Annotated in this window: 19 protein-coding genes; 8 read left to right on the forward strand and 11 right to left on the reverse strand. The window is 63.8% G+C overall.

Annotated elements, in window-relative coordinates; all coding sequences use genetic code 11:
• Both AC13C2_RS07220 and AC13C2_RS07225 read left to right on the forward strand, forming a co-directional pair.
• Nucleotides 1-3249, forward strand: a complete 3249-nt coding sequence (locus tag AC13C2_RS07220) for a DEAD/DEAH box helicase (RefSeq protein WP_482886356.1) — start codon at nucleotides 1-3, stop codon at nucleotides 3247-3249.
• A 208-nt stretch (nucleotides 3250-3457) separates the two neighbouring features.
• A complete protein-coding gene (locus tag AC13C2_RS07225; RefSeq protein ID WP_482886357.1) occupies nucleotides 3458-6268 on the forward strand; it encodes a UvrD-helicase domain-containing protein in 2811 nt (936 codons plus the stop codon).
• Here AC13C2_RS07225 and AC13C2_RS07230 read toward each other — a convergent pair.
• From AC13C2_RS07230 to AC13C2_RS07280, 11 genes are all read right to left on the reverse strand, one after another.
• Nucleotides 6265-6513 (reverse strand): hypothetical protein, encoded by a 249-nt coding sequence (locus AC13C2_RS07230; RefSeq protein ID WP_482886358.1) that lies wholly within the window; start codon nucleotides 6511-6513, stop codon nucleotides 6265-6267. The two genes, AC13C2_RS07225 and AC13C2_RS07230, sit on opposite strands and share 4 nt — an antisense overlap.
• Nucleotides 6514-6675: 162 nt before the next feature.
• Entirely contained in the window at nucleotides 6676-7350 is a 675-nt protein-coding gene (locus AC13C2_RS07235) for a YcbK family protein (RefSeq protein WP_482886359.1), read from the reverse strand.
• 72 nt (nucleotides 7351-7422) lie between these two features.
• Nucleotides 7423-7713, reverse strand: a complete 291-nt coding sequence (locus AC13C2_RS07240) for a DUF6127 family protein (protein WP_482886360.1) — start codon at nucleotides 7711-7713, stop codon at nucleotides 7423-7425.
• Nucleotides 7710-8705 carry an FscB gene (locus AC13C2_RS07245; RefSeq protein WP_482886361.1) on the reverse strand — a complete coding sequence of 332 codons (996 nt, stop codon included), beginning with the start codon at nucleotides 8703-8705 and terminating at the stop codon, nucleotides 7710-7712. The genes AC13C2_RS07240 and AC13C2_RS07245 overlap by 4 nt, the downstream gene beginning before the upstream one ends.
• The gene (locus AC13C2_RS07250) at nucleotides 8702-12043 is read right to left on the reverse strand and encodes a phage tail protein (protein ID WP_482886363.1); all 3342 of its coding nucleotides are present in this window, start codon (nucleotides 12041-12043) and stop codon (nucleotides 8702-8704) included. Before AC13C2_RS07250 ends, AC13C2_RS07245 begins: the two co-directional genes overlap by 4 nt.
• A 1-nt stretch (nucleotide 12044) precedes the next feature.
• A complete protein-coding gene (locus AC13C2_RS07255; protein ID WP_482886364.1) occupies nucleotides 12045-12263 on the reverse strand; it encodes a hypothetical protein in 219 nt (72 codons plus the stop codon).
• Nucleotides 12260-12508 carry a hypothetical protein gene (locus AC13C2_RS07260; RefSeq protein WP_172321706.1) on the reverse strand — a complete coding sequence of 83 codons (249 nt, stop codon included), beginning with the start codon at nucleotides 12506-12508 and terminating at the stop codon, nucleotides 12260-12262. Before AC13C2_RS07260 ends, AC13C2_RS07255 begins: the two co-directional genes overlap by 4 nt.
• A gap of 241 nt (nucleotides 12509-12749) precedes the next feature.
• Complete coding sequence (locus AC13C2_RS07265) at nucleotides 12750-12956, reverse strand: hypothetical protein (protein ID WP_201455605.1); 207 nt, start codon at nucleotides 12954-12956, stop codon at nucleotides 12750-12752.
• A gap of 67 nt (nucleotides 12957-13023) precedes the next feature.
• A complete protein-coding gene (locus tag AC13C2_RS07270) occupies nucleotides 13024-13515 on the reverse strand; it encodes an asparaginase domain-containing protein (RefSeq protein WP_201455604.1) in 492 nt (163 codons plus the stop codon).
• A gap of 60 nt (nucleotides 13516-13575) precedes the next feature.
• Entirely contained in the window at nucleotides 13576-14673 is a 1098-nt protein-coding gene (menC, locus tag AC13C2_RS07275) for an o-succinylbenzoate synthase (RefSeq protein WP_482886365.1), read from the reverse strand.
• Nucleotides 14674-14689: 16 nt separating this feature from the next.
• Nucleotides 14690-15562: a MurR/RpiR family transcriptional regulator gene (locus AC13C2_RS07280; RefSeq protein ID WP_482886367.1), complete on the reverse strand. Its 873-nt coding sequence runs from the start codon at nucleotides 15560-15562 to the stop codon at nucleotides 14690-14692.
• 146 nt (nucleotides 15563-15708) lie between these two features.
• Between AC13C2_RS07280 and AC13C2_RS07285 the strand changes: the two genes are divergently transcribed.
• The 6 genes from AC13C2_RS07285 to AC13C2_RS07310 all read left to right on the forward strand — a co-directional run bounded on the left by AC13C2_RS07285 (nucleotide 15709) and on the right by AC13C2_RS07310 (nucleotide 22149).
• A complete protein-coding gene (locus AC13C2_RS07285; protein WP_482886368.1) occupies nucleotides 15709-17250 on the forward strand; it encodes an ABC transporter substrate-binding protein in 1542 nt (513 codons plus the stop codon).
• A 76-nt stretch (nucleotides 17251-17326) separates the two neighbouring features.
• Nucleotides 17327-18247: an ABC transporter permease gene (locus AC13C2_RS07290; RefSeq protein ID WP_057821003.1), complete on the forward strand. Its 921-nt coding sequence runs from the start codon at nucleotides 17327-17329 to the stop codon at nucleotides 18245-18247.
• Nucleotides 18248-18258: 11 nt separating this feature from the next.
• Nucleotides 18259-19179, forward strand: a complete 921-nt coding sequence (nikC, locus tag AC13C2_RS07295) for a nickel transporter permease (protein WP_082647549.1) — start codon at nucleotides 18259-18261, stop codon at nucleotides 19177-19179.
• Nucleotides 19176-20228, forward strand: a complete 1053-nt coding sequence (locus AC13C2_RS07300; RefSeq protein ID WP_236553397.1) for an ABC transporter ATP-binding protein — start codon at nucleotides 19176-19178, stop codon at nucleotides 20226-20228. Before nikC ends, AC13C2_RS07300 begins: the two co-directional genes overlap by 4 nt.
• Complete coding sequence (locus AC13C2_RS07305; protein ID WP_482886369.1) at nucleotides 20225-21211, forward strand: ABC transporter ATP-binding protein; 987 nt, start codon at nucleotides 20225-20227, stop codon at nucleotides 21209-21211. The genes AC13C2_RS07300 and AC13C2_RS07305 overlap by 4 nt, the downstream gene beginning before the upstream one ends.
• Complete coding sequence (locus AC13C2_RS07310) at nucleotides 21208-22149, forward strand: DUF6963 family protein (RefSeq protein ID WP_482886370.1); 942 nt, start codon at nucleotides 21208-21210, stop codon at nucleotides 22147-22149. The genes AC13C2_RS07305 and AC13C2_RS07310 overlap by 4 nt, the downstream gene beginning before the upstream one ends.

Below are 22149 nucleotides of genomic sequence, written 5' to 3' on the forward strand. Positions count from 1 at the left end.
ATGGCAAGAAAGCCCAAACCCAAACAAATCCCATTCGGCCACAAGTTGGTGCTCAACCAGTGGATCGTCAGCCTCTTCGGTTTCGATCCGTTGAAGGACCACAAGGACGGCAAGCGCACCCTTCGTCCCATGCAGCCACTGGCCAAGACCGTGAAGGACGCGCCGGAGGGCATGACGTCCGAGAACCTGCACCACTTCTACAAGGCGTTGGACCTGCACCTACAGGAAGGGGCTCAGATCACGCGGGCCGACCTGCTGCGCTATGAGCACAACATCGTCAGCCACACGCTGGCGATCAACGAGAAGCGCGACCGTCCGATCGTCTGGAAGTACTACCAGTGGCTCTCGCTGCTCTTCGCCGAGATTTATCTCGACCGGTTCTTCGCCGACCGCTCCGCGATGCTTGATGCGCTGAACGACTACGTCGATGCGTTCGACGCGTACTGGACTGGCGAAGGATATGTGACAGGCATTACGCCGTATGAGCACGACGACCTGAACAAGCTCTGCCTGCAGAACGCCACGGGTTCGGGGAAGACGCTGCTGATGCACGTTAATTTCCTGCAATTCCGGCACTACGCGTCGAAATCGCCGCTCAAGCACGACCTGACGCGGACTGTTTTGATCACGCCCAACGAGCAGCTTTCGCTGCAACACGCCCGCGAGATGAAAGGCAGCAACATCGTCGCGTCGCGCCTGCTGACGGACAGCGGCGATCTACTTTCCTCGGGCAAGAATGGGCTGCGCCAGGTGGACTACACCGAGGTGACAAAGCTTGGTGACACCGACGGGCCCAACGTCATTGCGACGCGCAATCTGGGCGACCAAAACCTGCTGCTTGTCGACGAAGCACATCGCGGGATGGGAAGTCAAGAAGAGCGCGGATGGTTCCGAAGCCGTGCCCGCCTATCGGAGAAGGGTTTCGTCTTCGAGTATTCGGCGACGCTGAAGGAGGCTGTTACAGCCGCAAAGCGTCCCGAAATTGAAGCGTCCTATGCAAAGACGATCCTGTTCGACTATTCGTATAGGTATTTTTACGAGGACGGTTACGGCAAGGACTACCGCATCTTCAACCTTCCGAGGACCTTCTCTCAGCTGGAGTTTTCTTATCTGACAGCGTGCCTTTTGAGCTTCTACCAGCAGCTCAAGCTCTATGAGGACAGGCATGGTGTCTACGCGCCCTACAACATCGAAAAACCGCTGTGGGTTTTCGTTGGCTCTAGTGTGACCAAGGCCACCGGAACCAAGGCCGAAAAGGCCACAGTCTCTGACGTAGGTAAAATTCTCGCCTTCATCGCTAAGTTCCTGAAGAGCGAGGGAACGTCGATCGCCGAGATCGAACGGATCCTTGCTGGCAACGCCGAAGAAACCGGTCTTCTCGACGAAAACGGCGGCGACATCTTTGCCGGAGGATTTGTCTATCTTCAGCAGCTCATGCTTAGGGAGGGCTGGAAGCCCGCCGACCTGTTTCGCGACATCCTCGAAAAGCTATTTCAGAACCGGGCCGGTGGTGAGTTGTCGATTGCCCGGATCAAGGGCGACGAGAATGAAATAATGCTTCGCGTTGGACAGGCCGAGAAGCCGTTCGGGCTCATCAACGTCGGCGACGCATCTGGCTTGGCGACCCATATTGCTGAGCAGGAGTTCGACAACGTCGCAGTCCAGGAATCCGAGTTTGCCGAAACGATGTTCGGGCAAATCAACCTATCCAGTTCCCCCGTCAATCTGCTCATCGGTTCCAAGCGCTTTGTCGAGGGTTGGGATTGCTGGCGCGTCAGCACCCTTGGTCTCATGCATGTCGGCAAGAGCGAAGGCGCGCAGATCATCCAGCTGTTCGGGCGCGGCGTCCGGCTGAAGGGGTTTGACTGGTCGCTCCAGCGCAGCGGCTTCGCCACACCCGCTCATCAACCGGAACTCATCCAGTACGTCGAGACCCTAAATGTCTTCGGGATCGAGGCCGACTTCATGGAGCGGTTCCGAAAGTTCCTCGAAGAGGAAGAGCTCCCCCGCAATGATCAGAAGCAAGTCTTCACAGTTCCGTTGACGGTCACATACGACTTCGGGCAACGGCTCAAGGTACTTCGTCCCCGAAAGAAACGGGGTGACGGGCGCGAGTACGATTTCAAGAGGGACGGCGCTGTGCCGGCCCTGACGATGATTCCAGAAAAGATACGCCAAAAGGGCGTCGCGATAGATTGGTATCCCCGAATCCAATCTCTCGAGTCCAAGAAGGGCACCAAGCTGGGCACCAAGGAGGAGGCCGTTTTCGAGGACGCTCACCTGAACTTCCTTGACTACGAGGACCTGTTCTTCCGGCTTGAGAAATTCAAGCGTGAGCGCACCTGGCACAATCTCAACATTTCCAAGTCCATGATCAAAACGCTGCTCACTGACCGGACCTGGTACAAGGTCGTCGTGCCTTCAGGAAAGATGAATTTCTCGGATTTTGGGAACGTCGCGCTCTGGCAGGAGATGGCGGCGGAGCTACTGCAGAAATTCTCGGAAGAATACTACAACTACTGCAAGGCAGCCTTTATCGAGCCACGTCTTGAACTCCGTGAGATCGAAGCCGGTGACGGAAGCCTGCCTGAAGCTGACGAGTACCAGCTAATCGTCGATGCCAGTGAGACTGCGCTGATTAACGACATCCAGAACCTTACCGGCGAGATAGCGACTCGAAAGGCCGGGATTTTGCGTGTTGGCGACCTGAAAGGTTGCCTGTTTGGCACGCATCTGTACGAGCCCGTGCTACATGCGGCCAAAGGAAGCAAAATCCAGATTGCACCGGTTTCATTGAATGAGAGCGAATTCCAATTTCTTGATGATCTGCGCCTCTTTATCGAAAGGGATCAAGCGCGGCTGGCTGCTGAAGGAATTGAACTGTTCTTGCTTCGCAACGAGAGCCGTGGACGTGGCGTCGGCTTCTTTGAGGCAGGAAATTTCTATCCCGACTTCCTCCTATGGCTCGTGAAAGACGGTAGGCAGCACTTGGCTTTCGTCGAGCCTCATGGCCTCCAGCATGAAGGCCCTGGCCACAAGAAGATCGAGTTCCATCAAGTCATAAAGGGCATCCAGGCGAGGCTGGCCAGTGAGAATGTCATACTGAACAGCTTTATCGTCACTCCGACACGCTTCGGAAAACTGAACTGGGGAAAAACGATCGAGGAACTGGAAGACATACATGTGCTCTTCATGGAGGATCAGCGCGATAGCTATGTTGCGTCAATCATCCGTCGTATGGCGGCGTGATCGACTGCAGCAATCATGGCACGTCAGAGACTTAAACCTTGTTCTGTAGCCCAACTATAGGACTGTAAGGTTCAGTGTATTGATTCAATTATATAATAGACCATTTCTAGCACTCTTTACCGATCCGCTCGGAAGGTCCGTGCGCAGCTTAGAACTCCACGGCGATGAGCTAAGAGCTAATTGGCGAAATCGAACGGCGAAGATTTCGATGCAGTCAGTGACGTGCTCACCGGCAATCAAGAAGGGAATTTTCGGCGCAACGCTGACTATTAAGACTGAAACTGATGACAACGTCATCCTGAAGTGGGCTGAATATCGGGAAGCCAGCGCGTTTTCAGAAGATCTCAAGAAAGCATGGGTCCGCTTCAATCTAGCCGCGTTGAAAAAGGAAGCGGCGCGCTTGGACAATATCTTCGCAGGAGTTCAGTCGCTGACAGCGCCGTCCCGTTACCCTGCCGCGTGTGCGGTCGCGCCCTTGCTGGACGACGCCCGAGCACTGGATGCTTCACTGCTGTCGAAACTGAATGCCGAAGCCATCGGCCCCGTGGCCGTCGAGCGCATTGTGCCCGTCCGAGAATTCGCAGCTGACCCGCGCGCGTTGCGGGCAAATGGAATAGCGGTGTTCGTCGCCGCTGAACTGGACCGCTGGAAGGAGTTTTTCGACACCATCGAAAGCAAGCCGCTGACGCCGGAACAGCGCCTCTCGGTTGTTGTCGATGAGGATGCGACGCTCGTCCTCGCTGGGGCGGGCTCCGGAAAGACCAGCGTCATCACCGCCAAGGCTGCCTACCTCGTCACGGCTGGCATCCGCCAGCCAGAAGAAATTCTGCTTCTGGCCTTCGCGAAGAATGCGGCGGAGGAGATGTCGGAACGGGTCGAGGCCCGATCCGGCGTGCCCATCGTCGCGCGAACCTTCCACGCGATTGCCTACGACATCATCGGCATCGTGGAAGGGTCGAAGCCCGCCTTGGCCGACCATGCCACCGACGACATGGCCTTCACCAACCTGATCAAGCAGATTCTGAAGGACCTGGTCCACCAGTTGTCAGAGGTGTCGAGGGCGATCATCCAATTCTTCGCGCATTTTCTGGTCGAACCGAAGACCGAATGGGACTTCCAGACCAAACACGACTTCTACACCCACATGGAAACCCAGGACCTGCGCACGCTGCAGGGCGAAAAGGTCAAGAGTTACGAAGAGCTGCAGATCGCCAATTGGCTGTATGAGAACGGCGTCGAATACGAGTACGAGCCGGTTTACGAACACAAGATCGCCAAAACCGGAAGACGTGACTACCAGCCGGATTTCCGCCTCGTCGAGAGCGGCATCTATATTGAGCATTTCGGGGTGCGCCGCCAGAAGATGACAGACGGCAGCGAGCGGCTGATTACGGCGCCCTTCGTCGACCGCGACGAATACCTGGCTGGCATGGAATGGAAGCGGCAAGTCCACGCCGAGCATGACACCAGCCTGATCGAGACCTATAGCTATGAGCGGCAGGAAGGGCGGCTGCTGACCGGGCTTGCCGAAAAGCTGGCACCCCATGTCACCCTGAAACCCCGACCGGTCGACACGATCTATGACCGGATCGTTGAGTTAAAGCAGGTCGACGATTTCTCGAAAATGCTTGGAACCTTCCTGCGCAAGTTCAAAAGCGGTGGATACAGCTTGCAGGACTGCGAGACCAAATCCGAACAGATGAAGCTGGGCAAGCGCGCCCGAGCGTTCCTCGACGTCTTCGCGCCGGTTTTCGAAGAATACCAGAAGCGCCTCGGTGGCCGGATCGACTTCGAGGACATGATCCTGCGCGCCGCCCACTATGCTGAAACCGGCCGCTACAAGAGTCCGTTCCGCCACATCTTGGTCGACGAGTTCCAGGACATCTCTCAAAGCCGAGCCCGGTTGGTTAAGGCGCTGAAGGCTCAGCATCCGGATGTGCGCGTCTTCGCCGTTGGTGACGACTGGCAGTCGATCTTCCGCTTCGCAGGGTCCGATATCCATCTGATGCGTCATTTTGGGCGAGAGTTTGGCGGCAGCTTCGATGGTGAGGCTAGCGTGCACCGGACCGTCGATCTCGGGCGCACCTTCCGGTCGGTCGATCAGATCGCCTTCGCCGCCCGAACCTTCGTTCTGCGGAACCCGGCCCAGATTCAAAAGCAGATCGTCCCGGCCGGGACCGCGACCGAACCCGCCATCAGGATCGTGACTGTGTCCAAGGGCGAGGATGAAAGGAAACTGTCTGAGGTGCTTGCCGCCTTGTCCGCCTCTGTGGCGCCGGAGGCGAAGCCTACGACGGTGCTGCTTCTCGGCCGATACCGCTTCGTTGAGCCAGACCTGCGGGTTCTTAGGCGACACTTTTCAAGGCTGAAGATCAGCTTCAGGACCATCCATGCGTCCAAGGGTCTGGAGGCTGACCACGTCATCCTGCTTAACGCCGACAGCGGGCGCACCGGATTCCCATCAGAGATCGTCGATGACCCCCTCCTGTCTCTGGTATCGCCGGAAGATGAGGCGTTCCAAAACGCCGAGGAGCGGCGCGTGATGTATGTCGCGATGACCCGAGCCCGCCACACGCTGACAATACTCGCCTCGAACGCGCGGCCGTCGTCTTTCGTGACCGAGCTTCGGAAAGACCCAGCCTATGGGATTTCGACAGCCCCCGGGGCTGAACCCGAAGCCCAAGTCTGCGGCGAATGCGGCGGGCGTTTACTGGGTGTGACCGGCAAGGACGGTCGCATCTGGTATCGCTGCGAGCATGTCCAGCACTGCGGAAACCTATTGCCTGCCTGTCCATCCTGCGGAACGGCCCTGCCACGCCACGTAGATGGAACTTCCGAGGTTCGATGTGGTTGCGGCGCCAGCTATCCTACCTGCACGGAATGCGAAGATGGCTGGCTTGTCGAACGCAGTGGTCCTTACGGCCGTTTCCTGGGTTGCGTTCGATATCCAGCGTGTGTCGGGAAAGCTCAGATTTCGTCAGTTCGGCAAAATTCCTCAACGGTGAAGGTCAAGCACTAGCATACCCGTGCCTGGTCCCGCATCACCGCGTAGTCGCCGATCATTTCGATGATTGCCGATCCATCCGGCAGCATCGCCAATTCTTCGGCCGCCCGCGCCTGAAACTCCCTGCTGTATTCGACGACCGGCGGACACGCTGCCACGCCGCCAGCTTCAAAACCCGCCGTCCCGCAACCGGTCAACCAGCTCGTTGCGATTGCGAGGACGGCGAGCCGCAGCCTCCAGCATCCTTCGCTGAACTTCATTGGCTTTCTCCCTGGTGTGTAGGCGTTCCGCCAGGCGACCAGCGCGCTCGCCGGAGCGGCGCAGGTCCAGCAAGAATAGAAGGATCGCGAAGGCGGCGACGCCGTAGCGGAGCGCCCTGCTTGCAAATGCCGATCCGGCGAGTGTGGCGAGGAGGTCGCCGATCATCGCCGCCCCCGCTTCCAGTCGTCGAGCCGGGCGTAGATCGTGACCGCGACGCCCACGAGTGCCACGGCGATGAACACCCAGCGGAGCGTATCGAGATACGGGACGAGTGGAAGGATCGCCTCCTGAGTTTCAGACAGCACCTGCTGCGCCACCTCCACGCCTGCCGCACCCAGCGCCGCCACTCCGGCCGCTCCGCCACCTTTCATGGTGCGGCTATCGGCCAAGACCTCGCGCGCGGGCTGGGTTTCCTCGGCGAAAGCCGTCGCCCGGATGGGGAACCGCTCACCCCACTGCCGCGCCGGGCCAAGATCGACATGCATGAACCCGGATCGCGGATAGAAGCCTAAGCCGAGGAAACCGACCTCCCGTGCCGCCGCCTCGAAGGCAACCGGATCATGGTTTGACATCGCGATGTCGAAGGCGGCGCCCTCCATGTGCTTCGAACGTTTGGCACCGCCGACGGCGCGGTTGTGCTCAGGGCTGCGATAGCCCGAACGGACGATCAGGGGTCTGCCCAGCCGGTCGCGCAGCGCCTGCAGCTTGTCGAGAGCGGGCTCGTTGATGAGCAGCTTGCCGGTGCCCCGACAGGCGATCTCGGCCGGGCTGAAGTTCGGCCAGCGCCAGGTGCCCACGGGCACGTCGCGCCAATGATCGTAAAAGGTCGTGGTCATGGTTTCCTCCAAAACGAAAAACCCGCCTCAAGGGCGGGTGTGGTTGGGCCGATAAATGGGGCTGGTGAACGGCTACGGGCCGCCGCCGAAGATTTTCAGCTTGATCGCGATGCCGGCGAGCAGCGCAAGCATGATGCCGGTGGTGATGAGATGGACGGCGGTCTGGACGGCGGTGCGGCGTACGAAGCGGATGCAGTCAAGAAGCGAGCGGAGATCGCGGATGTCGAGGGCAGCGTCCTTGCCGTCGATCCCGGCATCGGCGAGCGCACGTTTCGCGCCCGCTTCAGCAGCTTCGGACAGGAGTGCGCTGAACTCGGCTTCCGACATCCTGAGCTCGCCCTTTTCCGTGCGGGGCAGGATCATGACGACACGATCCCCGCTTCCGCCGGCAGCGTCGCCGCCGTCCATGGGCTGCTGTCGGCGGGGTTCAGATCCCAGCTCGAATAGACCGGCGATGGCAGGTCGGCCGAGGGCGTGCCGGGCGTCGCGTCGTAATCCACCCCGCCCATCCGGAGGAAGCCCGCGATGCCGGTCGGACCGGCGGTGCCGAGCTGGGCCAGCTGCTTGACGTGAACGCCGGCTATGGTCGTGGCCCCGGCCGGGCCGGTGGGACCCGCGAGCGAGAACGAGAGCCGCTGGCCCGCGATATCGCTCGCGGCCCGCGTGGCGATGTCGCCGTCCTTGATCGCGTCGATCCCGCCCGAGAAGGCGTCGTAGGTGCCGACCAGGTCCGGTGTGCGCCGCACGAAGCGCCGGCCGATGGTGGAGACACCATCGAGCACGGCGATATGGGCGTAGTACCATGTGGCCGGGTTGTAGAAATCGAAGAGGTGGAGATTGCGCCAGACACAGCGGACGGGCCGGCCCTTTCCGCCGGTATTGGTCGCGGTGGCGCTGCTGTGGAGCACACCATCGACATGGAACTCGAGGCTGATGTCGGCGCCGACGGCGATCTTCACGTCGATCCAGTAGGCCTGGTTCGTCGCGGCGACAAAGGAGGAAGCCCCGTCGACGCTGGTGTCGCCGACGGCCATCGCCCGGTACTTCTCGTCGTCCCGTTCGGTCCGCACGAGGCCGATCTGCCGGTTCGCGGCATCGTAGAACTCGAGGAAGATGCCATCGGTCGCGATGGCATGGGCGTTGATAGACGGCGCCCGGTAGCGGAAGCCGATCCAGACGTCACCGGTGGGCTCGGCCCATGTTGCCGAGAACGGCACGGACGATCCGTTGTTCGCACTGATCTTGACGGCGTTGACGTCATAGGCGGGATCGAACCCAGCGGCATCAGTACTGATCCGGCCCGCAACGCCGGAGAGGTCTGTCTCCTGGTGGCCGAGATGGAGGATGTGGGTCATGGGATCACCTCGATGTAGAGAGAGCTGGCGGCCGCAGTGAGACGCGCGTCCCCGCCCTTTTCGTGGAAGAAATCGGCCCGCGCCACGCTCAGCCGGTCATCGGCCCCGAAGCCAATCCAGAGCGCGGCGTCGGCCGCCGTCAGCTGAACCGCGCCGCCGAGCCCGAGGAAGACGACCGTCTCGGGCACTGTCAGCCGGGTCTCCGCCCCGAACTCGGTCCAGAGACTGGCCTCGGCGACCTTGATGCCGTCGGGCATGAAGAGCCGGATCGAGCGCGCGGCCCGAGCCTCATAGGTCGCGCTGCCGGCGACGCGCCGCGCCTGCACCCGCACCTCGAAATACTTCGTCCCCGTCGGTGCCGAGAGGATCGGCACGTCGTCCTTGGTCAGCGTGACGCTGGTGACGGTGCCGACCTCGATCACGGCCGCGGGCGGTTCGACGCCCGCATCCGTGTCGGGATCGACCCAGCGGATCTCGAGGACGTAGGCGACACCCGGTTCGGGCCCGATGTCGCCCGCGTCATAGGCATCGATCGCCACGCTCGTCTGCAGGAGCCGGTCGCGATGCGCCCATGTCAGGAGCACGGGGCCGAGGTTCAGGACGTTCGGGTTCACGACCGAAACGCCGTTGCCGCGGAGGTCGCCCGGCGGCAGCGGTCGGATGGCGCGCGAGGCAAGTGTGAACTCGTCCTCGGGTGCCTGGGAGAGCGGCAGGGTCCCGAACCCCGTCTCGGGCAGCATTCGAACCGCTACGGTCTCACCAGCCGCGAAGCGCGCCTCGCTCGCGTTGGCGAGGAGCTGCCAGCAGATCACCGGCGTGCCCGCGGGATGGGCTTGGGGCACGGTGTCGAGACAGCCCCGCCCGACGGTCAAGGTCGTGGCACTGACGCCATCGATGCGGACGAGCTCGTCCCCGATCGCGGCGAGCGTTCCGATGGTGACGTCCGTGAGCCCCGTCCAGCTGTCGACCGGCAACACCCGCTCGGCCGGATCGTCTGTCACATTCGCTGTGAGCAGCGTCGTCGGCACGAACTCGACGCCCGCCTCGAGCGCGTAGCCGGCGCCGCTGTCGGTCCACACCTGCGCCGAGAGGGCATCGGCCGAGGGGCGCTCGCCGGCGGCAACCAGCGCACCCGCGTCGGGGTCCTCGTCGAGGAGCGCGTCGGCCTGCGCATGACCGAGTTCCTGAACAAGAAGCCAGTATGGCGCCTCCGTCACCCAGCGGCGCGCAAGCGGCTTCGGCGGCAGGATGAGCCGCCCCGGGTCGCCGCTCTCGCCGCCGACGAGGGCAGTCTCACCAAGCCCGAAGACATCCTCGGCGACGCGGAGCCGCACGCCGTTCGCGCGCCCGTCGCCATGGTCGATCTCGACGATGCGGACCGCGACGCCCTCGAGGCCGCGGCGCGGGCTCACGAGCCGGATCACGTCGCCCGGATCGAGATCGGCGCCGACACGGGTGACGGTAATCTCGCCCGACAGGATCGGCGAGGAGAGTGCGCGCAGATCGCGCTCAGCCACCCGAACGGCGAGTGACTCGTAGCGGATCCCCGGATAATCGACCGTGGCGCTGACGACCTGGCCGAGGTCCTGGACGAGCGCGGTATCGGTGACGCTCACGGAACCGGTCTGGTCTGTGCGGGCATCCGAGAACTTCACGGTGACCGAGTTCACCAGATCGGCGGCCTCCCGGCGCCCGAGTTCGCCCCAGTCGACGACATTGGTCTCGTCGAAGATCGGCAACGTCTCTAGATCGTAGTCGGCCCGGATGAGCTTCAGCTCCCAGCGGCCCGAGCGGCGATCGACATAGAGGTAGGCGTCGATGTGCTTCAGCACGTCGGCGATGAAATCCTCGATCGTCGATTCCTGCTGCCAGAGGAGTGAGAGACCGAACCCCTCGGCGAAAAGCGCATCGGCGGCGGTGGCGAAGCTCGGGCCGATGTCGGTGAAGCCGTGGCCAAGGCCCCAGTCGCGGTTCGTCAGGCACTCCCGGATGATATGGGCCGGGTTCATGTCCGGGCCCTCGCCGAAGGCCGCGCGGAGCGAGGCGACAAGCACGTCGGGATCGCCCGCTGGCACGACCGGCACGCCGTCGACGGGCGTGTTGTCGATCTGGGAGGTCGCGCTCGTGTCCGGGAGTGCGATGTTGAAGGCGAAGACGTCGACCTCGGAAAGGCCCGCCAACGTTGCCTTGGCGCTCTCGAGGCTCGAGGCCGGGCTCGGCTCGCCGTCGGTCACGAAGATCAGGATCCGCCGCTTGCCGCCCGCGCCATTGAAGAAGGCCCCCGCCTGGCTCACCGCCGCCCCGAAATCCGTCCCGCCGCTCACGGTGGTCGGCAGCGCGTCGACCCAGTCCTTGAGTTCGCCATAGGCCGCGCCATCGGCGTTGCGGCGCAGGATCGTGCCGGAGACGGTCGAGTTCCAGGTGACGATCTGGATGTCGTTGGGCTCCAGAGCATTGGCGCCGATCTCGGCGATGAGCCGCGAGACGGCGGTCCGCTGCGCCGCCATGCGGCTGCCGGACATGGAGCCCGAGGTGTCCATGGCGATGTAGATCGCGGCGTCCCCGATGCGGACCTCGGGCACGATCTGCGCCTTCTCGGGATACCACTGCGCGTTGCCGTCCTCCGCGCGCAGGATGCGGGTCAGCCGGACGGCCCATGGCTTCAGGTAGGGATTGAGGCCGAGATAGACCTGCCGGAGGACGAGCGAGCAGATGCCACGATAGCCCGGCACGTTCGAACCCGCCTGCGCGGCGAGATAGTCGTTCTGCCCTTGGGTGGTCCCGCCCATCAGGACGTCGATGTCGCCGACGATGCCGCCCTCGCGGCTCTCGCCACCGAAGAGGTTCGGCTTGTTGATCCGGATGCGCCCCCCTGCGGCCCCACCGCTGAGGCTCGGCAGGCTCGCGGCATCGGAGACCGTGACGGACTGCGCAGCGAAGGCAGTGGCGGCGGGCTCGACGAGCCAGGTCGTGGCGCCCGCCCCGCCATCGTAGCTCACGGCCTGGACAGTGACGGTCCGCGTCGTGCCATCGAAGCCGAGCTTCAGGTCATAGCTCGCGCCGAGGCGGATCCCGGCGAGCGTGCCCGGAAAGGTCACCTCGGCCACGCTGTCGCCGACGGCCGCGGCGGTGGCCGACATTCCCGCGACAGTGCCGTAGCTTGCGAGCGCGCCGACGCCGGTGCCGGCGGCACTGCTCTGGCCGGTGCCGATCGACCAGGCGGTGCGGTCGTCGACCCGGATCTCGCGGATCGCATCGACCGGTCCGTGGCAGAGCGCGAGATGTGCCCCGAGGGAATACCTGTAGCCGACCGTCTGGGACTTGGAGCGACCGCCCATGTCAGGCCTCGGCCTCGGACCGAGCGGCGCGCTTCTCGGCCTCGGCGATCACGCGCAGCGCCAGCGCGTCGCCGGTGGCGGCCAGCACCTCGGCGGGCAGTCCTTCGGCGAGGAAAGCCTGCCAGTCGAACCCGTGGCGGCGGAACCAGGGACGCGCGCCCTGGAAGCAGAGCCGGGCTGCGCGGATGTCCTCGGCTCGGACGATGAGGGTCTCGCTCACTTCTTGCCCCCCTTCTTGCGGATCGGGTCGACCTTGAGATCGCCGGCCCAGACGACGTTCGGGCCGCGCAGCAGCACGGTGCCGAAGACGACCGGGATCGGCCGGCCTTCCTCGGCGGTCGGCAGATCGAAATCGTCGAGGCCGGCCGCCTTCGGCGCTTCGGTCTTCGGCTTCGGCGAAAGTGCATAGGAGATCGCCGTCAGCACCAGGCTGGCGACGATCTGGACGACGAAGTTCCAGACCATGGGGGAAGACTTTCAGGGATCGGTGGTTACTTTGGGGTCGGCCTGCTGGCACGTCTCTAAAGACGTTGACTGGAGGAAGGCAATCGCGATCCGTCTACGACGGCTTTCCCGGGACAAGCCGACTCAGACAGGGATTTGGCCTATGACGCCTCAGCGGGACAAAGCAGTCGCAGGCTCTGATTTGGGGAAAGACCCGTTAAGGGGAGCTGCGCGTGTTTTGCGCGGCGCCATTTTGCGGCTCCTACTTTTCCGCCGCTTCGCTGGGCAATGTTGAACCTACTGTTTTCGACCAGAGCAGGGCCGCCTCGTGGCTGACGCAGATATCGCGCTCATGCAGCAAGCCCTTTAAATTTCTGAGCGATAGCGAAAAGGGTACGCAGAGCATTATGGCCTGACGGATGATCTCGGGACTGATTTTGAACCACTTGCAACAACCGGTTTCGGGCATCACCAAAATGCTTGGCTGCGCCCTGTCCCGCCTCAAGCCCCGTCGTTCTGACGTTGCCTCCTCCGCATCAGACGTCGAAGCGGCCCTGTTCTGTGTTCTTCTCAAGCATCGCCGCCGGGAAAACGCGGCCATTCATGACGCCCCAAACACCGGGATCGAGTGTCTGGGCGGCGATCACTGCTCCGCCCAGATTGAACTCCCCGTCCGAGGCGAATAGCGAGAACGGCCGCATCGCGCCGGTCAACACAACGGTCTTCCCCGGGGTCCGCCCTTCGAGAAACCGCGCGGTCTCGCCCATCGTGCCTGTCCCATGGGTGACAACGATCCCATCCTCTGCGGCGCGGTCTATTGCCTCTGCGATCGCCTCGCGGTCGGCGTCCTCGAAAAGCAGACTGTCCTTCAGCATCAGAAGCTCCACCACCGGGAAATGGCATCGTCCTATGCGTAGCACCTCGGGAATATGCGTCGACCCGTCTTGAGCGAAGGCAAGGCCCTCGCTTTTTGCGTCGTGGACTTTGTCGATCGTACCGCCCGTCACGATGATCCGGACATCATTCAATAGCATCCTCCTCCGTTCACGTGGGGGTCCGAAAACCCGCTTTCGGTGGTTGCGTCCGGATCAGCCGGCGCTCACCGTTCTGGCGGCAAGCCTCTCGGGGTTCGGTGCGAAACCGTGGCCGGGGCGGCTCGGCGCGGTAATTCTTCCCGGTGCGCTCAAGGTGATATCGGGGTCCGCAAGCTCCTGCGCATAAAGTCGCCCCGCGGGGAAGATGTCGGCAGCGTAGGCCATGCCGGGAAGCGTCGCGAAGGCCAGCGAAACGCCTTGGCCAACATTCGACTCGAGCATCCCCCCGACCCAGCACGGCACGCCGGCATCCACGCAGTAGCGGTGGATTTCAATGGCGTTGGTAAGACCACCGACGCGCCCATGCTTGATGTTTACCCAGCGGGTGGCGCCTGTCTCGACTGCCTGTCGGGCGAAGTCGAGCGAAGTGATCGTCTCGTCGAGACAAAGCGGCGTGTCGAGTTCTGCCTGAAGTCTCGCGTGATCTATAAGGTCCTGCCAACCGAGTGGCTGTTCGATCATCACCAGGCCAAGGCTGTCCAGCCGCCGAAAGAGGTCGATGTCGCCAAGCGTGAAGCCTCCGTTACAGTCGATATGCAGAGGCATGTCGGGAAATGCTTCGCGGACAGACGCCACCATCTCAAATCCGCTGTCGGGTCGGAACTTGAGCTTCGTGCGGCAGAACCCACCATCGACCGCCGCGCGAACGCCATCATGGAGCGCATCGATACTGTCCTGCACGGGAATATCCGCCCCGACCGCGACCTCGGGCGCGACCCCGCCGATCAGTTCCCAAAGCGGCCGATCCTCTATCCGTGCGGCGAGATCCCACCAGGCGGTGTCGAGCGCGGCCTTGGCGAACCAGTTGCCCTTGAAGGGCGACAGAAGCTGCTGCAGCTCGGCGCCGCTGCCGATCTCGCGCCCCGTGACGAGGGGGGCGAAGACATCGCGGATCAGGATGAAGGCGCCGGCCGCCCATTCCGGGCAGAACTGCGGAACCGCATAGGGCGCGGCCTCGCCCCAGCCCTCGACGTCGCCGCTGCGCACGCGGACGAGAACCGTGTCGATGGCGGTCTCCACGCTGAAGGAGGTCTTCCAGGGCGCCTTGAGCGGCAGGGACACGTGGTAGACGGAAACCTCGTCGATCAGCATGGCGCGTGGTCTCCTCTCATGTGCCCGGGTCGAGTTCGCCGAGAGCGTCGAGCATTGCCTCGATCTCGCTCAGGCGCATGCGCCCGTCGCGTCCCGCGGCGTGATAGGTGTGCGTGGCGACGAAGTTCAGAAGGCTCATGACGCCAACATAGGAATCGAACAGCGACGTACCGCGCACCTGGCACGGAAAGACCCAGGTGGCGTAATCTCGTGTCCGCACGGCACGCCGGTCGGTAAAATAGGCGATCGGCACGCCCCGATCGCGAAAGAGTTCCATCGCCGGCGCGAGCTGGCTGGCGCGGCGTCGGAGGCCGATGGCGATGAGAAGGTCGTCGGGGCCGAGATCGCCGATATCCTCCATCACCATCTGACCGGCACCGGGCACGAGCGCCACGTCCTTGCGGACGAGGATGAGCTGCCGGCGCAGGTAGTTCGCGAAGATGTAGCTGTTCCGAAAGCCGAGGCACACGACGCGCCGGGCCGAGAGGATCTTCTGCGCGACTTCGGTGATCATCGTGGAATCGATCTGCTCGATCGTTTCGCGAAGCGTGGCCATGTCCCTTTCGAGGTGCTGCGAAAGGTTGCTCTGCCCCTTCTCAGGCTTGGCGGACAGGAAGATCGGGTCGCCAGTCATCTGGGCATGCCGGATCTCGCGCTGCATCTCCCGAAAGTCGCCGTAGCCGAGGCGCTTGACGAAGCGCGAGACGGCGGCCTTCGAGGCGCCCGCACGCTCGGCCAGCTCGGTCGCGGAATAGAGCAGGACCTCGTTGGGATATTCGAGAACGCGATCCGCCAGCGCCCGTTCGCTGCCCGGCAAATCATCGTACTTGGAGCGGATCAGCCTCTCGATTGCCCGTGGCTCTGCCGGATCTGACTTGTTCTTAGGCATCTCGTGTCTCTCGCTCCCTCCAAAGTAAAACACAAGTTTCACCTTGTTGACAACTTGAAATTTTAGTTTCAGTATTTCCAGTACAACAACCGGAGGCGCCGGCCGCGAAGCTGGCTATCTCCTACATTCAGCAGAGGAGAACAAGAATGAGATGGGGATATAAATCCTTGGCGGTCAGCGCGTTGGCGATCGCGCTTGGGTCCCAGGCCTTCGCCTCGGACATCGTCTGGGCGCGGGACGGCGATATCGACTCACTCGATCCGCACCGCGCGACCTCGACCCTTTCGCGGCAGGTCTGGTACCAGATCTACGACTCGCTCCTCGAGTTCGCCGACGACGGATCGGTCGTGCCCAATCTCGCCGAAAGCTGGGACGTCTCCGACGACGGGACCGAGATCACGTTCGCGCTTCACGACGACATCGTCTGCCACGACGGCACGCCCTTCAACGCCGATGACGTTGTGTGGACCGCGGAAAGGGCGCTCTTCAGCGACAACCCGAGCCTCACGAAGGCGAGTTGGGGGAACGTCACCTCGGTCGACAAGATCGACGAACTGACGGTGAAATTCGTCCTTGAGACGCCCTTCGGCGCGTTCGTGCCCTTCATGGCCGACCAGTTCACCTCGATGCTGTGCGACAGCAACGCCGAGGCCGACGACTTCGGCACCGGCTCGGCGATTGGCACGGGACCGTGGAAGCTCGCCTCGTGGACCAAGGGGTCGGAGATCGTGCTGGATGCCAACCCCGACTACGTCAACCGCGGCCGCCCCGTCGACAATCCCGGCGCGCCCAAGGCCGACCGGCTGGTCGTGCGCACCATGCCCGAAGGCCAGACCCGTGTGGCCGGTCTGCGCACCGGCGAGCTGAATGTCATCGTGCCGCCGATTCAGGAAGTGAAGTCGCTTCAGGAGGACGAGGCCGTCGAGGTTCACGTGGCGCAGGGCACCGGCCAGAACATGTTCCTGCAGTTCGCGGTGAACCGCCCGCCCTTCAACGATGCCCGCGCCCGCCGCGCGGTCAGCCACGCGATCGACAAGGACATGGCGATCAAGGTCGTCTACGGCGATCTCGTGGAGCGGCAGTATTGCCCCGTTTCGCGCGGCGTCTTCGGCAACGATCCCGAATTCTGCCAGCAATACGACCAGGACTACGACCCCGAGAAGGCCAAGGAGCTTCTCGCCGAGCTTGGATACGGTCCCAACAACCCGATGGAGGTGATCCTCGCCACCTGGACCGGCGACAACCGCGAGCGGATGCTTCAGATGCTTCAGAACCAGCTCAAGCAGGTCGGCATCGACGCCTCGATCGAGGTGATGGACATCGGTACGCTGAACGCGCGCGACACGCAGGAGAACAACAAGGCCGAGGGACCAGGCTACATGGATCTCATGGGCTGGACGTGGTTCGATCCGGACCTTCTCTATCTGCTTTGGCATTCGCCGGGCGCCTACGAAGGCTTCCACACGCCCGAGCTCGACAAGATCCTCGAGGCCACGCGCACGACGGTCGATCCGGCCGAGCGCGAGAAGGTGGTCAAGGAGGCCTTCAAGATCCTGCTCGAGGAAGCCGGCCAGGTGCCGATCTACACCCCCGGCTGGCTGTGGCTCTACGCCGTCTCGGCCGACACGCCGGGCTTCAAGATCGGGCCGTTCAACCGCGCCCAGTTCAGCGCGATGGAAGCCTCCTGAGACGTGCCGGGCGGGCGGCGATCGTGCCGCCCCCCGGTTCCCACACTTCTCCCTCGCCTGAGGAGTTGAAGCGCACATGGCCCGTTTCCTCGTCCAGCGCCTTCTTGCCGCTCTGCTGACGATCTTCGTCACCACCGTCGCGGTCTCGATGCTGATCCACCTCGTGCCGGGCGACCCGGTGCAGATCATGTACGCCCAGAGCCAGGGCACCACGCCCGAACAGCTTGAAGCGGTGCGCGAGCGTCTCGGCCTCGATCGGCCGCTTGTGGAACAGTACATCTCCTATCTCGGGCGCATCCTGCAGGGCGATCTGGGCGTCACGATCCGCGGCGAGCAGCCGGTGCTGGAGCTTCTTCTCCTGCGTCTTCCCAACACGCTGATCCTCGCCGCGTCTGCGCTTGTCATCGCCTCGGCCATCGGGCTGACCTTCGGGTTCATCGCCGCCTACAAACGGGGCACGTGGCTGGACACGACGCTCATGACGACAGCGATCCTCGGGGTCTCGATGCCGCATTTCTGGCTGGGTTTGATCCTTCTGTTCTATTTCGCGGTGCAACTCGGCTGGTTTCCAGTGGCCGGTACGGGGTTTGCGAACCTCGTCCTGCCGGCGCTGACGCTGGGGCTGACCAACGCGGCCATCATCGCGCGGCTCACGCGGTCATCGATGATCGACATCTTCGATCAGGACTTCGTCCGGACGGCGCATGCGAAGGGCCTGCCGAAGGCGGTCGTCCTTTACCGCCACGCGCTTCGCGCCGGGCTGGTGCCGATCGTCACGATGATGGGCCTGCAGTTCACCTACATGATGGGCGGCGCGATCGTGGTCGAGAACGTCTTTGGCTGGAACGGGGTCGGCCGCATGGCGATCCAGGCGATCTTCCAGCGCGACTATCCGCTGATCCAGGGCTTCATCCTGATGTTCGCCATCGTGGTGGTGCTGGTCTCGATCCTGATGGACGTGATTTATGCGCTGCTCGATCCGCGGATCCGGCACTGAGGAGCGGAAGGATGCAGGACCGGGTGAAAGCCGCAGTCGACCTTGCCGCAACCGTCGGAGACGGCGCCCCCCGCCGTGGCAACTTCGGCCGACGGATGTTGGCCGTCCTCGGCGCGACGACGGCCAACAGGGGGGCGCGGGTCGGTCTCGTCCTCGTGCTCGTCCTCATCTTCACGGCGCTCTTCGCCCCCTGGATCGCGCCCTACGGGCCGGATCAGATGGGCGCGGGGATGAGCCTCTCGCCGCCCTCGGCCGACCATTGGTTCGGCACCGACGAGTTTGGCCGCGACATGTTCAGCCGGGTCGTCTACGGCGCGCGCCTGACGATTCAGGTCGGGGTGATCGCGGTCGGAATCTCGCTGACGGTTGGCACACTCATGGGCCTCGTGGCCGGCTATGCGCGGGGCTGGACCGAGCGGTTGCTCATGCGCCTCGTCGACGTGGTTTTTTCCTTTACCGAGACGCTCATAGCGCTCGCCGCGGTTGCGGTGCTCGGGCCGAGCCTGACCAACGCCATGATCGCCGTCGGCATCGCCGCGATTCCATTCTATGCGAGGATCGCCTATTCCGTGACGCTGGTGGAGCGGAATAAGGCCTATTTCGATGCGGCCTACGTCGCGGGCGCCGGGCACATGCGGCTCATCTTCGTCCACCTGCTTCCCAACATCGTGCCACCGCTGATCGTCGTCGCGACCCTCGGTGTCTCGTCGGCGGTGCTTGCGGCCGCCGGGCTCAGCTTCCTCGGCCTCGGCGCCCAGCCGCCGTCGCCGGAATGGGGCGCGATGCTGTCGGCGGGACGCGACTACTTCACCCAGGCGTCCTGGATCATGATCTATCCCGGCCTCGCGATCATGATTACCGTGCTGGCGTTCAATCTTCTGGGCGACGGCATCCGCGAGGCGCTCGACCCCCGGCAGAAGGCGAAGCGATGACCGACATGACCGATATGGCCGAGACGGAGCGCACAGCTTCCGCGACGGCGACGGGCGAGACGGTCTTGTCCGTGCAGAACCTGTCGACCGAGTTCCGGAGCCGGAAGGGCAGCGTGCGCGCCGTCGACGGCATGTCCTTAGACCTCAGAAAGGGCGAGATTCTCTCGATCGTGGGAGAATCCGGGTCCGGTAAGAGCGTCACCTCGCTGTCGATCATGGGCCTTCTGCCCTATCCGGCGGGCCACATCGCCGGGGGACGGATCCTCTTCGAAGGCCGGGATCTGGTGACGCTGCCGGACCGGGAGATGCGGAAGCTTCGCGGTGCGGGTCTGTCGATGGTCTTCCAGGAGCCTCTGACCTCGCTCAACCCGGTCCTCTCGATCGGGCGGCAGATGACCGAAGGCATCATGCAGCACCTCGGCGTGGGCAAGGCCGAAGCCGAGAAGCGCGCCATAAAGATGATGCGCCGCGTCAGCATTCCCGCACCCGAGGCGCGGCTGAAGGATTATCCTCACCAGTACTCCGGCGGCATGCTTCAGCGGATCATGATCGCGATCGCCATGTCCTGCGATCCGCGCGTCCTGATCGCGGACGAGCCGACGACCGCGCTCGACGTGACCATCCAGGCCCAGATCCTGGAACTGATGCGGGAGTTGCGCGACCGCACAGGCGCTTCGATCGTGCTGATCACGCATGACATGGGCGTCGTGGCCGAAATGGCCGATCGGGTGATCGTGATGTACTGCGGCCGGAAGGTCGAGGAAGGACGCGTGGAGAAGGTCTTCGCCAAGCCGAAACATCCCTACACGCTCGGCCTGCTCGGCTCGCTTCCGGTACTGGGCCATGCGGGGCCCGTCGGGGACGCGGAACTTGCGGAGATCCCCGGGGTGGTCCCCGCGCTCGACGCGCTGCCGCCCGGCTGCCGCTTCTCGGACCGCTGCCGTTTCGCGACCGACAGATGCCGCGCCGAGGGTCCGCCTTTCGAAGAGGCCGAACCCGGACATTTCAGTGCGTGCTGGCACTGGGACGAACTGGAAGGCCGGATATGACCGACGCTCCGATCCTCGAACTCGACGCGCTGGTGAAGCGCTTTCCGGTCAAAGGCGGCCTGTTCGGCCCGAAGAAGTTCCTTGCGGCCGTCAACGGCGTCTCGCTGCAGATCCGGCCCGGCGAGACCCTGGCTCTGGTCGGCGAGTCGGGCTGCGGCAAGTCCACCGTGGGCAAGACGATCATGAAGCTCCACGACCCGACCGAAGGACGCATCCTGATCGACGGGTACGATATCGCGCCGCTGTCGCGGTCGGGCATGAAGCCGATCTGGCGCAAGGTGCAGACGATCTTTCAGGATCCGTTCGCGTCGCTCAACCCGCGCATGACGGCCGGCGCGATCGTCGGCGAGCCGCTGACGATCCACGGCCTGGCTTCCGGTGCCGACAAGGACCGGATCGTCGCCGAGACGTTTCGCAAGGTGGGTCTTCGGCCCGACCAGATGAGCCGCTTCGCGCATGAGTTCTCGGGCGGCCAGCGCCAACGGCTCTCGATCGCCCGCGCTCTGGTGACCGAACCCGATCTCATCATCGCCGACGAGCCGGTGTCGGCGCTCGACGTGTCGATCCAGGCATCGGTCATCAATCTGCTGATCCGGCTGCAAAAGGAGATGGGCCTCGCCATGCTGTTCATTTCGCACGACATGAGCGTGGTGGAGCATATCAGCCACCGCGTTGCGGTCATGTACCTTGGCAGGTTGGTGGAGAGCGGCCCGCGCGACAGGATCTTCCGCGCTCCGCAGCATCCCTATACGCAGGCGCTTCTGTCCGCCGTTCCCGTCGCCGATCCCGCCTTGCGCAACCGGGAGCGGATCGTGCTGACGGGGGATGTTCCGAGCCCCATTGACCCGCCCTCCGGCTGCCCGTTCCGGACCCGCTGTCCGCTTGCCGAGGACGTTTGCGCGACGGCCATGCCCGAGACCCGCGCCGTTGCGCCGGGACATGGCGTGGCCTGCCACGTCCGTGCGCGCGAGCTGGCGGCATGACGATCGGGATCGGTGCCGCCGGGCCCAATGCCGGACTGGCCGTCTTCCGCGCGCTCGCCGCGGCCGAGGCTGTGGGCAGCGGCGCCATCGGCGGCTTCGCCGTCTTTGCAGCCCTGACGGCAGACGGTCGGCTCTTCCGCGCCGAGACACAGCGCGGTGGCACCGCGACCCTTTTCACCGAGGGCGAGACCACCGGAACGCCGCCGCCGGCGCAGGTTGCGGCGGCCCCCTTTGCCGCGCTGATGTCGAGCGGACCGGACCGCCCCGAGCCGCTTTCCCAGTTTCTTGCGGCCTCCGAGACCGGGCTTGTCACCGGGCACCGCCTGCCGAACACGCCGGGGCCGGTCGGACGCCCGGTGAACGAGGCGGTCCTTCGGGCGATGGCGGAGGGACGGAGCGCGGAAGAAGCGCTGGACCTGGTTCTGGAGCGCTCCCCTCTGATCGACGCGGGGATGATCGCGCTTGGACCCGGCCGGGGACTTGCCGCGCGGAACAGCCGGCTTGTCGCCGCACGGCCGGACCTCGGCAGCGCGATGTACAATGCCGAAGGGGCATCGGTGGCCGTCCTTCACAACGCGATCACGCCGGCTGCGGAACTTGCGCCGCTCGTCGCCGCCGTGGCCCTGGGTGTCATGGCGCCGCCGCATGCCATCGCAGGTCACGCGGTGGTGCGGGCCGGCACGCCGCTGGCCGGCGGCGACGCCCACCGTGTCATCCTTGGACCCCACGGCGTCGCGACGCTGGTCGAAACGTCGGACCCGATGATCCTCTCCGGCCGGCACGTCTGCGCCGCGATCTATCTCGGCGCCCTCGTCGTGAGGGACGGGACCCTGCTTGGCCGGACCGTGATGGAGCCGAACGTGCTGGTCGAAGACGGCCGCATCCTGCGCCTGAGCGGGAAGGACGAGGTTCGCATCCCCTACGCGCGGGCCGAGTAG

The sequence above is a fragment of the Jannaschia sp. L-14R genome (assembly GCF_056857695.1).